The 15,322-nt window shown below is 66.5% G+C and carries 10 protein-coding genes; 5 read left to right on the plus strand and 5 right to left on the minus strand.

What is annotated here, in order from left to right:
- Positions 1-126: 126 nt before the first annotated feature.
- The 5 genes from JZZ72_RS04920 to JZZ72_RS04940 form a co-directional block, all read right to left on the minus strand.
- Entirely contained in the window at positions 127-1,551 is a 1,425-nt protein-coding gene (locus JZZ72_RS04920; RefSeq protein ID WP_043864075.1) for an efflux transporter outer membrane subunit, read from the minus strand.
- Complete coding sequence (locus tag JZZ72_RS04925; protein WP_054914324.1) at positions 1,548-4,727, minus strand: efflux RND transporter permease subunit; 3,180 nt, start codon at positions 4,725-4,727, stop codon at positions 1,548-1,550. The genes JZZ72_RS04920 and JZZ72_RS04925 overlap by 4 nt, the downstream gene beginning before the upstream one ends.
- A gap of 12 nt (positions 4,728-4,739) precedes the next feature.
- A complete protein-coding gene (mexE, locus tag JZZ72_RS04930; protein WP_043864073.1) occupies positions 4,740-5,972 on the minus strand; it encodes a multidrug efflux RND transporter periplasmic adaptor subunit MexE in 1,233 nt (410 codons plus the stop codon).
- A gap of 196 nt (positions 5,973-6,168) precedes the next feature.
- Positions 6,169-7,482 (minus strand): MFS transporter, encoded by a 1,314-nt coding sequence (locus tag JZZ72_RS04935; RefSeq protein WP_058540344.1) that lies wholly within the window; start codon positions 7,480-7,482, stop codon positions 6,169-6,171.
- A gap of 70 nt (positions 7,483-7,552) precedes the next feature.
- The gene (locus JZZ72_RS04940) at positions 7,553-8,863 is read right to left on the minus strand and encodes an L-fuconate dehydratase (RefSeq protein ID WP_043864071.1); all 1,311 of its coding nucleotides are present in this window, start codon (positions 8,861-8,863) and stop codon (positions 7,553-7,555) included.
- Between the two features lie 101 nt (positions 8,864-8,964).
- On the opposite strand from JZZ72_RS04940, the gene JZZ72_RS04945 reads away from it, so the two are divergent.
- The 5 genes from JZZ72_RS04945 (at position 8,965) to JZZ72_RS04965 (ending at position 15,305) form a co-directional block, all read left to right on the plus strand.
- Positions 8,965-9,912: a LysR substrate-binding domain-containing protein gene (locus JZZ72_RS04945; protein WP_054914325.1), complete on the plus strand. Its 948-nt coding sequence runs from the start codon at positions 8,965-8,967 to the stop codon at positions 9,910-9,912.
- A gap of 38 nt (positions 9,913-9,950) precedes the next feature.
- Positions 9,951-10,922: a LysR family transcriptional regulator gene (locus JZZ72_RS04950; RefSeq protein WP_054914326.1), complete on the plus strand. Its 972-nt coding sequence runs from the start codon at positions 9,951-9,953 to the stop codon at positions 10,920-10,922.
- Between the two features lie 158 nt (positions 10,923-11,080).
- Positions 11,081-12,631, plus strand: coding sequence for a UxaA family hydrolase (locus tag JZZ72_RS04955; RefSeq protein WP_210014113.1), 1,551 nt, complete (start codon positions 11,081-11,083; stop codon positions 12,629-12,631).
- 36 nt (positions 12,632-12,667) lie between these two features.
- On the plus strand, positions 12,668-14,254 hold the full coding sequence (locus JZZ72_RS04960) for an aldehyde dehydrogenase (NADP(+)) (RefSeq protein WP_408004340.1): 1,587 nt from the start codon (positions 12,668-12,670) through the stop codon (positions 14,252-14,254).
- Complete coding sequence (locus JZZ72_RS04965) at positions 14,247-15,305, plus strand: Ldh family oxidoreductase (RefSeq protein ID WP_054914328.1); 1,059 nt, start codon at positions 14,247-14,249, stop codon at positions 15,303-15,305. The genes JZZ72_RS04960 and JZZ72_RS04965 overlap by 8 nt, the downstream gene beginning before the upstream one ends.
- The last annotated feature ends 17 nt before the right edge of the window (positions 15,306-15,322 follow it).

Here is a 15,322-nt window from a genome sequence, read left to right on the forward strand (position 1 = left end):
TGTGGGAGCGGGCTTGACCCGCGATTTGCCGTACGGCGACAGGCAAACTGCGTTCAGGCCACAAAAAAAAGCCCCGCCAATGGCGGGGCAAAGTGGTCGGTGCTAACCAACCAAAGGAGCTCTGAATCAGTTCGCCGCAGCCACGCTGTCGGTCTGCCAGCCACCACCGAGTGCCTTGTAGATCGCCACGATCCCGCGATACAGGTCCACCTCGCCCAACGCCTGCGCGTCCTCGGCAGTGAGCCGTTCACGCTCGGCATCCAGCAGCACCAGGTAATCCACCGTACCTTCACGGTAACGAATCGACGCCAGGTCCGCGGCCTTGCGGCTCGCCTCGCTCTGGCGCAGCAGCGCCATCAGCCGTTGCTGACGCTTGGCGTAATCGCTGAACGCATTCTCCGACTCTTCCAACGCCAGCAGCACCTGCTGCTCATAGGTCGCCAACGCACCCTCGGCCTCGGCATTCGCGCCGCGCAGACGCGCCCGCACACTGCCCAGGTCGAACGCCGCCCAGGTGATGCTCGGGCCCAGTGCCCACGCCTGCGCCGCACTCGACCCCAACTGCGAACCACGCCCTGCGGTAAAGCCCAGGAAGCCGCTCAGGCTCACCCGCGGGAACAGGTCGGCCGTGGCCACCCCAACATTCGCCGTGGCCGCCGCCAGCTGGCGCTCGGCACTGCGCACATCCGGGCGACGCTTGAGCAGTTCGCCCGGGTCGCCAATCGGCAGGGCCTTGGCAATCGCCGGCAACTGCGCCGGCGACAGGTCGACACTCAACGCATCCGGCCGCTGCCCCAGCAAGGTGGCGATGCGGTTGCGCGCACGCACCTGCTCGGCCTGCAGCTGCGGCACGCTGGCCTCTACCGCCGCCAGGCGCGCATCGGCGCGCACCACGTCCAGTTCGTTGCCAACCCCTGCATCACGCAGGGTTTCGGTAATGCCGCGCGAATCCTGCTGGGTCTTGAGGTTGGCCAGGGCTATCTTCTCGCGCAACTGCGCACCGCGCAGTTGTCCATAAGCATCAACCAGCTCGGCAATCAGGCTCACCTGCAATTGTTGCAGGTCGGCCTGGGCCGCGGCCTCCTGCGCCTCGCTGGCTTCCAGCTGGCGCTGAATGCGGCCGAACAGGTCAAGCTCCCAGGCCATGTCCAGGCCCAGGTCGTAGCGCTCGCTGTTGACCCGGCGGTCGGTCTGGCCAGGTATCTGACCCTTGCCCAGGTCGCTGCTGGCGCGGCTGGTGACGGTGGGCAGTGCATCGTTGCTCACATCGTCACGAATCGCCCGCGCCGCTTTCAGGCGCGCAAACGCCACGCGCAGCTCGCGGTTGTCGGCCAGCGACTGGCTCACCAGCTGGTTGAGGACCGGGTCGTCGAACTGACGCCACCAGATCGCATCGAAGCGGGTGCGGTCGAAGGCCGCCTTGGCCTCCTGCGCATCGGCCGCCGCCAGGTGCGCGGCGTCGGTGTGCGGGGCCTGGTAGTCCGGGCCGACCGCACAGGCGGCCAGGGCCAGTACCAGCAGGCTCGGTGCCCACAGTTTCAAGTGGTTCATGCCTGGTTCTCCAGCTGCAACTGGCGGGCCGCCTTGCGGGCCTCGCTGCGCTCTACATAACGACGGATCAACACAAAGAACACCGGGGTCAGCAACAGGCCGAAAATCGTCACCCCGATCATCCCGGAGAACACCGCCACACCCATGGCATGGCGCATTTCGGCGCCGGCCCCGGAGGAGAACACCAGCGGCACCACACCCATGATGAAGGCGAACGAGGTCATCAGGATCGGGCGCAGCCGCAGCCGGCAGGCTTCCAGCACCGCAGCCAGCGGGTCGAGCCCTTCGGCCTGCTTGTCCTTGGCGAACTCGACGATAAGAATCGCGTTCTTGCACGCCAGCCCCACCAGTACGATCAGGCCGATCTGGGTGAAGATGTTGTTGTCGCCACCGGACAGGATCACCCCGGTAATGGCCGACAGCAGGGTCATCGGTACGATCAGGATCACCGCCAGCGGCAGGCTCCAGCTCTCGTACTGGGCAGCCAGTACCAGGAACGCCAGCAGCACGCACAGCGGGAACACGAACAGCGCGGTGTTGCCGGCCAGGATCTGCTGATAGGTCAGCTCGGTCCATTCGAAGGTCATGCCGTTGGGCAGCTCTTCCTTGAGCAGTTTTGCCATGGCCTGTTCGGCCTGGCCGGAGCTGTAGCCGGGGGCTGCGCCACCGTTGATCTCGGCGGTGATGAAGCCGTTGTAGTGCATCACGCGGTCGGGCCCGGAGGTGTCGCTGACCTTGATGAAGGTCGCCAGCGGGATCATCTCGCCCTGGTTGTTGCGCACCTTGAGCTGGCCGATCTGCTCTGCATCCAGGCGGAACTGCTGCTCGGCCTGCACGTTGACCTGGTAGGTACGGCCAAAGCGGTTGAAGTCGTTGGCGTACAGCGAGCCCAGGTAGATCTGCAGGGTGTCGAAGATATCGTTGATCGCCACACCGTGGGTCTTGGCCTTCTCACGGTCGATGGCGGCATCCACCTGCGGCACATTCACCTGGTAGCTGGTGAACAGCCCGGCTAGCTCCGGCACGTTGTGGCTCTTGGCGATGATGTTCTGGGTTTCCTTGTACAGCGCCTCGTAGCCCAGGTTGCCACGGTCTTCGATCTGCAGGCGGAAACCGCCGATGGTACCCAGCCCCTGAACCGGCGGTGGCGGGAAGATCGCGATGTAGGCTTCCTGGATGTCGGCGTACTGCGCGTTCAACGTGGCGGCAATCGCCGCGGCCGACTGGCTGGGGTCCTTGCGCTGGTCGAACGACTTGAGTGCGACGAACACGATGCCGCTGTTGGGGCTGTTGGTGAAACCGTTGATCGACAGGCCCGGGAAGGCGATGGAATCGGCCACACCCGGTTGCTTGAGGGCGAACTCGCTCATCTTCTTGATGACCGATTCGGTGCGGTCAAGGCTGGCCGCATCCGGCAGTTGCGCGAAGGCCACCAGGTACTGCTTGTCCTGTGCGGGCACGAAACCGGTCGGGGTGGCGGCAAAGCCCATCCAGGTCAGCACCATCAGCCCGGCGTACACGAACAGGGCGATGCCGCTGCTGCGGATCACGCGGCCCACGGTGCCCACGTAGCCATGGCTGGCACGCTCGAAGAAGCGGTTGAACGGCTTGAACAGCCAGCCGCCGAGCAGGCGGTCGAGCAGTTTCGAGAAGCGGTCCTTGGGGGCGTGATGGCCCTTGAGCAACACCGCAGCCAGCGCCGGCGACAGGGTCAGCGAGTTGAACGCCGAGATCACCGTGGAAATCGCGATGGTCAAGGCGAACTGCTTGTAGAACTGCCCGGTCAGGCCGGAGATGAACGCTGCCGGGATGAACACCGCGCACAGCACCAGCGCGGTGGCGATGATCGGCCCGGTCACTTCGCTCATGGCGCGCTTGGTCGCCTCCAGCGGGTTGAGCCCCAGCTCGATGTTGCGCTCCACGTTCTCCACCACCACGATGGCGTCGTCCACCACGATACCGATGGCCAGCACCAGCCCGAACAGCGACAGCGCGTTGAGCGAGAAGCCGAACAGGTGCATCACCGCAAAGGTGCCGATCAGCGAGACCGGTACCGCCACCAGCGGGATGATCGAGGCGCGCCAGGTCTGCAGGAACAGGATCACCACCAGCACCACCAGGATCAGCGCCTCGAACAGGGTGTGCACCACCGCTTCGATCGAACCGCGCACGAACACGGTGGGGTCATAGACGATGCTGTAGTCCATGCCCTCGGGGAAGTCCTTCTTCAGCTCGGCCATCTTGGCGCGTACTTCGTCGGAGATCTCGATGGCGTTGGAGCCAGGGCGCTGGAAGATCGGGATCGCCACCGCCGGCTGATTGTTGAGCAGCGAACGCAGTGCGTACTGGCTGGAGCCCAGCTCCACCCGGGCGATATCCTTGAGGCGGGTGATCTCACCGTCGGCGCCAGAGCGGATGATGATGTTCTCGAATTCCTCTTCGCTCACCAGGCGGCCCTGGGTGTTGACCGACAGCTGGAAGCTGGTGGCCCCGGGGGCGGGCGGCGAACCGAGCTGGCCGGCGGCCACCTGGCGGTTCTGCTCGCGAATGGCAGCCACCACGTCGCTGGCAGTCAGGTTGCGCGAGGCGGTCTTGTTCGGGTCCAGCCACACGCGCAGCGAGTAGTCGCCCATGCCGAACAGCTGCACGTCACCCACGCCACCCAGGCGAGCCAGCTCGTCCTTGATGTTGAGGATCGCGTAGTTGGACAGGTAGAGCATGTCGTAGCGGTTGTCCGGCGAGGTCAGGTGCACCACCATGGTCAGGTCGGGCGAGGCCTTGTCGACGGTGATACCGATACGCGTGACTTCCTCGGGCAGCTTGGGCTGGGTGCGGGTCACACGGTTCTGCACCTGCACCTGCGCGTTGTCCAGGTCGGTGCCCAGGGCGAAGGTGATGGTCAGGGTGATCTTGCCGTCGGCGGTGGACTGCGAGGACATGTACAGCATGTTCTCGACACCGGTGATGGCCTGCTCGAGCGGCGCGGCCACGGTTTCGCCGATCACCTTGGGGTTGGCACCGGGGAAGTTGGCGCGCACCACCACGGTGGGCGGTACCACCTCGGGGTATTCGCTGATCGGCAGCTGGAACAGCGAGATGCTGCCGGCGATCAGGATCAGCAGCGACAGCACGGCGGCGAAGATCGGCCGGGTAATGAAGAACTGGGAAAAATTCATCGGTCTGGTCCCTTAACCGCGTGGTGCCGCGGCACTGGCGAGCTTGACCGTGACCGGCTTGCTCGGGGTGCTGGCTTCCAGGGCCTGGCGTTGCTGGGCGAGGGCGGCGAGGGTGGTGTCGCTGGCCATCGGGGTTTCTTCAGGGCTGACCGGCGAGCCAGGGCGTACACGCTGCAGGCCCTTGACCACGATGCGGTCTTCCTTGCTCAGGCCGCTGCGCACGATACGCAGGCCTTCGAGTTTGGGGCCCAGCTCCACGGCGCGGTAATCGGCCTTGTTGTCCTTGTCCATCACCAGCACGAACTTCTTGCCCAGGTCGGTGCCCACGGCCTCGTCGTTGATCAGCACGGCCGAATAGGTGGCGCTGCCGACCAGTTTCAGGCGCGCGTACAGCCCGGGGGTGAACTGGCCGTCGCTGTTGTCGAACACCGCGCGACCGCGAATGGTGCCGGTCTTGGGGTTGACCTGGTTGTCGACGAAGTTCATCTGGCCCAGGTGCGGGTTGCCGGTTTCGTTGGACAGGCCCAGGTACACCGGGGTGCTCTGGCCGCGCTGGCCGTCGCGGGCCAGCTGGGTGTACTTGAGGTACACGCGCTCGTCGGCGTCGAAGTAGGCGTAGACCTTGTCGGTGGACACCACGCTGGTGAGCGCGGTGACATCGGCGGTGACGATGTTGCCGGCGGTGAACTCGGCGCGGCTGACACGGCCGCTGATGGGCGCGGTCACGCGGGTGAAGCTCAGGTTCAGCCTGGCCAGGTCCAGTTGCGCCTGGATCGCGGCCACCCCGGCGCGGGCTTCGGCGGCGGCACTGGTGCGCGACTCGGCGAGTTCGGCGGAAATCGCATTGCTGCTGCGCAGGCGCTCGCCGCGCTGGGCTTCGGTCTGGCTGCGGGTGGCGGTGGCGCGGGCTTGTTGCAGTTGGGCTTCAAGTTGGCGTACCTGAGCCTGGAACGGGCGCGGATCGATCTGGAACAGCAGGTCGCCTTTCTTGACCTGGGCACCTTCGGTGAAGGCTACCTGGTCGATCTGGCCGGAAACGCGCGGGCGTACTTCGACGGTTTCGGGGGCTTCGAGGCGGCCGGTGAACTCGTCCCATTCGTTGATGGGCTGCTCCAGCACCTTGGCCACCGTGACTTTCGGCGCACCGGGCGCTTGCGGGGCCTCCGGGGTACGACCACAGGCACTCATCACCACCAGTGCCAGGGCAGCAAGGGGATAGCGCAAGGGTTTGAGTGAGTGTTCCATGGATAGATCCGCCAATGTATTGAGAGTGGGCGGATTCTGCGATTTGTAACTATTAACAACGAATCGAATGGGGCGAAGGTAACTATCATTCGGAATGATATGAACGCCATTCGCCGGCAAGGCCGGCTCCTACATGCAGATGCACAACCCGTAGGAGCCGGCCTTGCCGGCGAATGAGCGCGTTACCGATACCCGATCAGGCCTTAACCTTCTCCTCCTGCCCCTGACGCAACCGCGTGCTGATCAGCGCCGCCAGCACCAGCAGGCCGGCGATCACCCACAGCCCGTTGCGCGTGCTACCGGTGGTCTGCTCGATCAACCCCATCACCGACGGCCCGACGAACCCGCCGAACAGCCCGCACATGGTCACGAACGCCAGCCCCGCCGCCAGTGCACTGCCGCTCAGGCGGCTGGACGGGAACACGAAGATGATCGACTGCACCACGAACAGCATCAGCGCCGTCAGCGAAAAGCCCACCAGCCCGATGAACGAGTTGGAGAACGAGGCAATCACCAGCCCCGCCGCCATGGTCAGCAAGCCGAAGAACATGATCATCCGGCAGCGGGTGGGGGTGGTGGCCAGGCGCGGGAAGGTCGCGGCGCCAATGGCGGCGGCAATCCACGGTACCGAGGTCAGCAGGCCGATCTGGAACGGCGACAGGTTGCCATAGGTGCCGATGATGCCCGGCAGAAAGAAGATCACCGTGTAGATGGTGATCTGGTGCACGAAGTACACCGCGATCGCCAGCCAGATCTGCTTGTCGCGAAACATCTGGCTCAGGCGGGTCTGTGGCGGTGCGGCGGCTTTTTCGGCGCTCAGGCGCTGCTCGATATCGCGCTTGTCGGCCTCCGACAGCCATTTGGCCGAGGCCGGCCCGTCAGGCAGTTTCTTCCACACCACATACGCCAGCGCCACCGCCGGCAGGCCTTCGATCACGAACAGCCACTGCCAGCCATGCCAGCCCAGCAAGCCGTCCATCTGCAGCAACGCACCGCCCAGCGGCCCGCTGAGGATGTTGGCCAGGCACACGCCCAGCAAAAAGTAACCGGTGGCGCGTGCCCGCTGTTCGCGGTCGAACCAGTAGGTCAGGTACAGCATCACCCCCGGGAACAGCCCGGCCTCGGCCACGCCCAGCAGCAGGCGCATGATGTAGAACGAGGTCTCGCCCTGCACGAACGCCATGCCCGCCGACAGCAGGCCCCAGGTGATCATGATGCGGGTGATCCAGAAACGTGCGCCCACCCGGTGCATGATCAGGTTGCTCGGCACCTCGGCCAGCGCGTAGGTCAGAAAGAACAGCCCGGCGCCCAGGCCGTAGGCAGCGGCCGACAGCCCCAGGTCGATGCCCATGCTGGCCTTGGCCAGGGCAATGTTGGTGCGGTCCAGAAAGCTCATCACGTAGACGATGACCAGCAGCGGCAGCAGTTTGCGCAGCAGCAGGCTGTTCAGGCGTTGTTCGGCAGGCACGGCGGGCGCGGCCGCCGCTGTCGCGGTATTGAGGATTGTCATTATTGTTAACCCCGGTATTGATGGTGCGGCCCGCCGACGCGCAGGGCGCGGCGGCGGGCTTGGGTGTCGATCAGGTGCGGGCGATGTCCAGCCACACCGGGCCGTTCGGGTACTGGTAGCGCTCCAGGGTGTCGGCGTGCATCTCGATGCTGTAGCCGGGGCGCAGCGGTGGCATGTAGCGGCCGCGGCGGATCACCACCGGGTCGATGAAGTGCTCGTGCAGGTGGTCGACGTATTCCAGCACGCGGTTGTGCAGCGAGGCCGAAACGCCGATGTAGTCGAACAGCGCGATATTCTGCACGTATTCGCACAAACCCACACCCCCGCCATGCGGGCACACCGGCACGTCGTACTTGGCCGCCATCAGCAGCACGATCAGCACCTCGTTCAGCCCGCCCAGGCGCGCCGCGTCGAGCTGGCAGAAGTCCAGCGCACCGGCCTGGAACATCTGCTTGAACATCACCCGGTTGTGGCAGTGCTCGCCGGTGGCCACGCCGATCGGCGCGATGCGCTGGCGAATGGTGGCATGGCCGAGGATGTCGTCGGGGCTGGTCGGCTCCTCGATCCACAGCGGTGCGAAGGCGGCCAGGCGGCGCATGTTCTCGATCGATTCGTCCACGCCCCACACCTGGTTGGCGTCCATCATCAGGGTGCGTTCCCAGCCCAGCTCGTCACGCAGGATACCGGCGCGGCGAATGTCGTCTTCCAGGTTGGCGCCGATCTTCTGCTTCACGTGGGTCCAGCCATCGGCCACGGCCTCGCGGGTCAGCTGGCGCATCTTCTCTTCGCTGTAGCCCAGCCAGCCCGGTGCGGTGGTGTAGCCCGGGTAGCCTTCGCGCAGCATCTGCGCCTCGCGCTCGGCCTTGCCCGGCGCATTGCGGCGCAGCAGGGCGATGGCTTCCTCGGGGGTGATCACGTCGGTGACGTAGCTGAAGTCCAGGCAGCGCACCAGCTGCTCGGGGCTCATGTCGGCCAGCAGCTTCCACACCGGTTTTTCTTCGTGCTTGGCCCACAGGTCCCACACGGCATTGATGATGGCGGCGGTGGCGAGGTGGATCACGCCTTTTTCCGGGCCCAGCCAGCGCAGCTGGCTGTCGCCCACGGTGAAGTTGTGCCAGAAGGCGCCCATGTCGGCGGTGATCTCTTCCAGGGTCAGGCCCACCACCATCGGTGCCAGCGACTGGATCGCGGCCACGCAGATCTCGTTGCCGCGGCCGATGGTGAAGGTCAGGCCGTGGCCTTCCAGGGGGCTGTCGGTGTGCAGCACCACGTAGGACGCCGAATAGTCCGGTGCGCTGTTCATCGCGTCGGAGCCGTCGAGCGACAGCGAGGTAGGGAAACGGATATCGCGAACGCTCAGGTGGGTAATTCGAATGCTCATGGCGGGCTCTTGTTCTCGGTGACCACTTGGAGACCCGACTGTAGGTTGCCGAGCGATACGTGCATAATCGCGGTTTCCTAACCAGGGATACCGAATTCGATATGTCTGCGAGCCCTGAAGCCGATCCGCTGCTGCCACGCAGCCTCGGCGCGCTGAAAATTTCCAGCCGCCAGATCACCTTGCTCAACGCCCTGGGCGAGTTCGGCAACCTGCGCCGCGCCGCAGCGGCGATGCACACCACCCAACCGGCGGCGAGCCTGCTGTTGCAGCAGTTGGAGGAGCGCCTGGGCGTACGCCTGTTCGAGCGCCTGCCCCGGGGCATGCAGCCCACTCTGTATGGCGAGGTGATGATCCGCTATGCCCAGGGCGCGCTGCACGAGTTCGAGCACGCCCAGGCGCAGATCGCCGAACTGGCCCGCGGTGCCATGGGCCTGGTGCGGGTGGGCACGGTGATGGGCCCGGTGCCGCGCCTGCTGACCGGCGCGGTGCTGGCCTACAAGCGCGACCACCCCAAGGTGCGCATCAGCATCGAGGTGGGCACCAGCGACACCTTGCTGCCGGCGCTGCTGCGCGGCGACTTCGACGTGGTGCTCGGGCGCCTGCCCGACCAGGGTGACAGCCAGGACCTGGACATCGAGCTGTTCGACATCGGCGAGCAGATGCGCGTGATCGCCAGGGCAGGGCACCCGCTGGCCGGCGCTGCGGCGCTGCAACTGGCCGACCTGGTGAGCCTCACCTGGATCCTGCACCCGCTCGGCAGCCCCATGCGCCGGCGCGTGGAAAGCGCGCTGCAGGCCGGCGGCATGGTGCAGTCGCTGGACATCGTCGAGACCGCCTCGATCCTGGCCACCACCGCCATGCTCGAAGCCTCCGACATGATCGCGGTGGTGCCCAACGACGTGGCCGAGCATTATGCGCGCTATGGCATGGTCGCCATCCTGCCGGTGGAGCTGCCCATCAGCATGGTCAACCTGGGCCTGCTGACCCTGCGTTCGCGCCCACGCTCGGTGGCGCTGAACACCCTGCTGCATTACCTGCGGGCGCAATGACATGACCTGCGCCGCCACCTTCAGGAGGCACTGAGCCGATGCCCTCGGACATTACCCATTCCAGCTTCTGCAACTGGGTGCGCTTCAAGCACCTGGTGCTGATCGACACCCTGGCGCGCACGCGCAACATGCACGCCACCGCCTCGCGCATGAACCTCAGCCAGCCAGCCCTGAGCAAGATGCTGCGCGACCTCGAGGAGCAGTTCGGCTTTGCCCTGTTCGAACGCCTGCCGCGCAGCATGCCGCCCACCGAGCTGGGCGAGTACGTGGTGCGCTATGCGCAGAACGCGCTGGCCGACTCGCACACCTTCGTCGACCAGGTCAATCGCCTGCGCAAGGGCGGCCACGGCTTCATCAAGGTGGGCGGCATCTTCGCCGCCACCTCGGTGGTGCTGCCCCAGGCCATTGCCGCGATCAAGGCGCGCAGCCCGCTGCTGTCGATAGAAGTGGTGGAGCAGTCCAGCGACTACCTGCTGGCGATGCTCGAACAGAACAAGCTCGACCTGATGATCGGGCGCTTCACCGAACCGCGTTTCGCCCAGTTGTTCGACTTTCAGGCACTGGAGCCCGAGCCCTTCTGCCTGGTGGTCAACAGCAGCCACCCGCTCAACCAGCTCGAGGTCACGCCGCTGGAGGCCCTGGGCGACTGGCCGTGGGTGCTGTACCCGGTCGGCACGCCGATCCGCGACCGCCTGGAGCGGGCGTTTCGCGCTGCCAACATCGCCACCCCCGCCGACAGCGTGGATACCATCTCGATGCCGATGTTCCTGCAACTGCTGCAGTCGGGGCCGATGATCGCCATGCTGCCGCGCTCGATGGTGGCGGCGCAGCTGGCCAGCGGTCAGTTTCGCGAGCTGCAGACCCCGCTGCACCTGGCACCGCTGGAGTACGGCATCATCACCCGCAAGGACCAGCCGCTGACCGGCTCGGCGCAGGTGTTCGCCGATATCCTGCTGGACTTCGCCCGCCAGCGCCGTCAGGCCGAGGGTCATAAAACGATCTATAAATGAAACAAGAATTCGCACTTCGATAACCCAGGGTTATCGCGTGATCGGATCATCTCATTGGGAATACGCCGGCCGGCTCCTTACAGTTGGTGCAGATTCGCCCGCACAAGACGGGCGTGATGCCATAACAAGAAGCTTGCCGTAGCGCCCTGAGAGGTCCCATGCACCTGATTGCCAGAACCCGCAGCAGCGAAGACCCTGCGGTCATCCGCCTCAACCCGCTGGACAACGTGCTGATTGCCCGCCAGGTGCTGCCCGAGGGCCTGCATCTGGACGCCGAGGCGGTCACCGTGCGCCAGTCGATCCCTTCGGGACACAAGGTGGCCAGCCAGCGCGTGGAGCAGGGCGAGGCGCTGCGCCGCTATGGCCAGATCATCGGCTTTGCCTCGCAGCCCATCGAGGCCGGCGAACACGTGCATGTGCACAACGTGGAGATGGGCGACTTCGCCCGTGACTACGCCTTTGGCGAAGACGCCCACAGCGTGCCGGCCAGGGAAGCCTTCTTCGAAGGCATCGTGCGTGCCGACGGGCGAGTGGCCACCCGCAACTACGTGGGCATCCTGACCTCGGTGAACTGCTCGGCGACCGTTGCCCGTGCCGTGGCCGACCATTTTCGCCGAGATATCCACCCCGAGGCGCTGGCCGACTACCCCAACGTCGATGGCGTGGTGGCCCTGAGCCACGGTGCCGGTTGCGCGGTCGACCCCAGCGGCGAAGCCCTGGGCCTGCTGCGCCGCACCCTGGGCGGCTATGCCGTGCACCCCAACTTCGCCGCCGTGCTGATCATCGGCCTGGGCTGCGAGACCAACCAGATCGAAAGCCTGATGCAGACCCAGGGGCTGACCGCCGGCGCCCAGTTGCGCGCGTTCACCATCCAGGGCATTGGCGGCACCTCCAAGACCATCGCCGCCGGTATCGAGCAGGTCAAGGCGCTGCTGGCCGACGCCAACCAGGTGCGCCGCGAGCCGGTCAGCGCCCGGCACCTGATCGTGGGCCTGCAATGCGGCGGTTCCGACGGCTATTCGGGCATCACCGCCAACCCCGCGCTGGGCAATGCGGTAGACCGCCTGGTGGCTGCGGGCGGCACCGCGATCCTGTCCGAAACCCCTGAAATCTACGGCGCCGAGCACCTGCTGACGCGCCGTGCGGTCAGCCGCGAAGTGGGCGAGAAGCTGATCGCGCGCATCCACTGGTGGGAAGACTACTGCCAGCGCATGAACGCCGAGCTCAACAACAACCCCTCGGCCGGCAACAAGGCCGGTGGCCTCACCACCATTCTCGAAAAATCCCTGGGCGCCGTGGCCAAGGCCGGCTCCAGCAACCTGGTGGACGTGTACCAGTATGCCGAGGCCGTGCGCGCCAAGGGGCTGGTGTTCATGGACACCCCCGGCTACGACCCGGTGTCGGCCACCGGCCAGGTCGCCGGCGGCGCCAACCTGATCGCCTTCACCACCGGTCGCGGTTCGGCCTACGGCTGCGCCCCGGCGCCGTCGATCAAGCTGGCCACCAACAACCGGGTGTTCGAGCACCAGGAAGAAGACATGGACGTGAACTGCGGCGGCATTGCCGACGGTTCCACCAGCATTGAAGAACGCGGCGCCTACATCTTCGAACAGATGCTGCGCATCGCATCGGGCCAGCGCAGCAAGAGCGAGCAACACGGCTACGGGCAGAACGAGTTCGTGCCGTGGCAGATCGGCGCCGTGACCTGATTGACCTTTCCGCACCCTTACAGAGGCGAAATGCACATGAGCTTTTCCGGACACAACTTCATCGCAGGCCAGCGCAGCGCCCTGGGCGACACCCTGGTCTACAGCGTCGACGCCCACACCGGCGAACGCCTGCCGGGCGGTTTCCACCAGGCCACCCTGAGCGAAGTCGACAGCGCCGTTGCCGGTGCCAGCGCGGCCTTCCCGTTGTTTCGCAGCCTGCCGGCCGTGCGCCGGGCCGAATTTCTCGACGCCATTGCCGATGAACTCGACGCGCTGGGCGAGGACTTCGTGGCGCTGACCTGCCGCGAAACCGCGCTGCCAAGCGCACGCATCCAGGGGGAGCGCGGTCGCACCAGCGGCCAGATGCGCCTGTTCGCCAAGGTGCTGCGCCGTGGCGACTTCTACGGTGCGCGCATCGACCAGGCGCTGCCCGAGCGCACGCCGCTGCCACGTCCGGACCTGCGCCAGTACCGCATCGGCGTGGGCCCGGTGGCGGTGTTCGGCGCCAGCAACTTCCCGCTGGCATTCTCCACCGCTGGCGGCGACACCGCCGCAGCGCTGGCAGCCGGTTGCCCGGTGGTGTTCAAGGCCCACAGTGGCCACATGGCCACTGCCGAGCGCGTGGCTGAAGCGCTGCTGCGTGCGGCCGACAAAACCGGCATGCCGGCCGGCGTGTTCAACATGATCTTCGGTGGCGGTGTGGGCGAGGCGCTGGTCAAGCACCCCGGCATCCAGGCCGTGGGCTTCACCGGTTCGCTCAAGGGTGGCCGTGCCCTTTGCGACATGGCGGCGGCGCGGCCGCAGCCGATCCCGGTATTTGCCGAGATGTCGAGCATCAACCCGGTACTGGCGCTGCCGCAGGCACTGGCCAGCCGTGGTGCGCAGATGGCCAGGGAACTGGCCGCCTCGGTGGTGCAGGGCTGTGGCCAGTTCTGTACCAACCCGGGCCTGGTGCTGGGCATCCGCTCGCCGGCCTTCACCACCTTCATCGAGCAACTGGGCGGCCACCTGGCCGAACAGGCGCCGCAGACCATGCTCAACGCCGGCACCCTGGCCAGCTATGGCAAGGGCCTGCAGGCACTGCTGGCGCACCCCGGCATCCAGCACCTGAGCGGCCAGGCACAAGCCGGCAACCAGGCCCAGGCGCAGCTGTTCGGCGCCGATGTCAGCCTGCTGCTGGAACACGACGAACTGCTGCAGGAAGAGGTGTTCGGCCCCTGCACCATCGTGATCCAGGTGGCCGACGACGCCGAGCTGCTGCGCGCCGTCAGCGCCCTGCGTGGCCAGCTCACCGCCACGCTGCTGGCCGACGGTGACGACCTGCCGGCCTTCGCCCAGCTGTTCGGCGTGCTCGAAGACAAGGTCGGCCGCGTGCTGGTCAACGGCTACCCCACCGGTGTGGAGGTGTGTGACGCGATGGTGCACGGCGGCCCGTACCCGGCCACCTCCGATGCCCGCGGCACCTCGGTCGGCACCCTGGCCATCGACCGCTTCCTGCGCCCGGTGTGCTACCAGAACGTGCCCGACGCGCTGCTGCCGGATGCCCTGAAGGACGCCAACCCGCTGGGTATCCAGCGCCTGGTCGATGGCCAGTACAGTCGCCAGGGCCTGAGCGATGTCTGAAGCCCGGCGCTACGACACGGCCACGCTGACCCGGTTCGTCGAACAGTTGTTCGAGGGTGCCGGGGCCGACGCCGAGGTGGCCCGGGTGGTGACCCGCGTGCTGCTCGAGGGCGAGCTGCTGGGGCACCGCACCCACGGCCTGAACCTGGTCAGCCGCTATGTCGGTGGCGTACAGCGCGGTGAGGTCAAGGCACGTGCCGCCGACCTCGAACACCTGCAGGGCAGCGGCATCGCCACGCTGTTCGACGGCCACTACGTGCTGGGCCCGTACTGCGTGGAGCGTGCCCTGGCATGCGCCGCGCAGGGTGCCCAGGCGCAGGGTATCGGCATCTCGGTGGTGCGCCGTGCCTCGCACATCGGCTGCCTGGCGGCCTACCTCAAGCCCTACACCGACCGTGGCCTGGTGGCCCTGCTGTATTCCTCCGACCCGTCGGTGGGGCTGGTGTGCGCCCAGGGCGGCATCGACCCGATCTACACCCCCAACCCGATTGCCGCGGGTATTCCGACCCAGGGCGAGCCGATCCTGCTGGATGTGAGCATGTCCAGCGTCACCCTGGGCCTGGTGGGCCAGTGCCGCGATGCCGGCACCACCTTGCCTCACGCCGTGCTGATGAGTAACGACGGCACGCCGAGCAACGACCCGCGCGACTTCTTCACCACGCCCCAGGGCAGCCTGCTGCCATTGGGCGGGCAGGCCTTCGGGCACAAGGGCTTTGCCCTGGCCCTGCTGGTCGAGGCGCTGACCTCGGGCCTGGCCGGGCACGGGCGCAAGGACGCGCCGCAGCAGTGGGGCGCCTCGGCCACCGCAGTGGTGATCGACCCGCGCTTCTTCGGCGGGCTTGAGGCCTTTACCGCCGAGAGCAGCTTCCTTGGCCAGTTGGTGCTGGCCAGCCGTCCGCTCGACCCGCAGCGCCCGGTGCGCCTGCCGGGCCAGGCCGGGCTGAAACTGCGCGAGCAGGCGTTGCGCGAGGGCCTGGGCCTGTCGCCGGCGGTGCTCGATGCGCTGAACCAGACCGCTGCGCAGTTGCAACTTGCGCCGCTTTCGCAATGACCGACCACCACAACAAG

Source organism: Pseudomonas palmensis (genome assembly GCF_017848315.1).
GTDB classification, from domain to species: Bacteria; Pseudomonadota; Gammaproteobacteria; order Pseudomonadales; family Pseudomonadaceae; genus Aquipseudomonas; species Aquipseudomonas palmensis.

Excerpts from the sequence above, each read along its gene's own strand:
- JZZ72_RS04925 (WP_054914324.1), bottom strand. The coding sequence starts at position 4,727 with ATGAATTTTTCCCAGTTCTTCATTACCCGGCCGATCTTCGCCGCCGTG.
- JZZ72_RS04935 (WP_058540344.1), bottom strand. The coding sequence starts at position 7,482 with ATGACAATCCTCAATACCGCGACAGCGGCGGCCGCGCCCGCCGTGCCT.
- JZZ72_RS04945 (WP_054914325.1), top strand. The coding sequence starts at position 8,965 with ATGTCTGCGAGCCCTGAAGCCGATCCGCTGCTGCCACGCAGCCTCGGC.
- mexE (WP_043864073.1), bottom strand. The coding sequence starts at position 5,972 with ATGGAACACTCACTCAAACCCTTGCGCTATCCCCTTGCTGCCCTGGCA.
- JZZ72_RS04950 (WP_054914326.1), top strand. The coding sequence starts at position 9,951 with ATGCCCTCGGACATTACCCATTCCAGCTTCTGCAACTGGGTGCGCTTC.
- JZZ72_RS04940 (WP_043864071.1), bottom strand. The coding sequence starts at position 8,863 with ATGAGCATTCGAATTACCCACCTGAGCGTTCGCGATATCCGTTTCCCT.
- JZZ72_RS04965 (WP_054914328.1), top strand. The coding sequence starts at position 14,247 with ATGTCTGAAGCCCGGCGCTACGACACGGCCACGCTGACCCGGTTCGTC.
- JZZ72_RS04960 (WP_408004340.1), top strand. The coding sequence starts at position 12,668 with ATGAGCTTTTCCGGACACAACTTCATCGCAGGCCAGCGCAGCGCCCTG.
- JZZ72_RS04955 (WP_210014113.1), top strand. The coding sequence starts at position 11,081 with ATGCACCTGATTGCCAGAACCCGCAGCAGCGAAGACCCTGCGGTCATC.
- JZZ72_RS04920 (WP_043864075.1), bottom strand. The coding sequence starts at position 1,551 with ATGAACCACTTGAAACTGTGGGCACCGAGCCTGCTGGTACTGGCCCTG.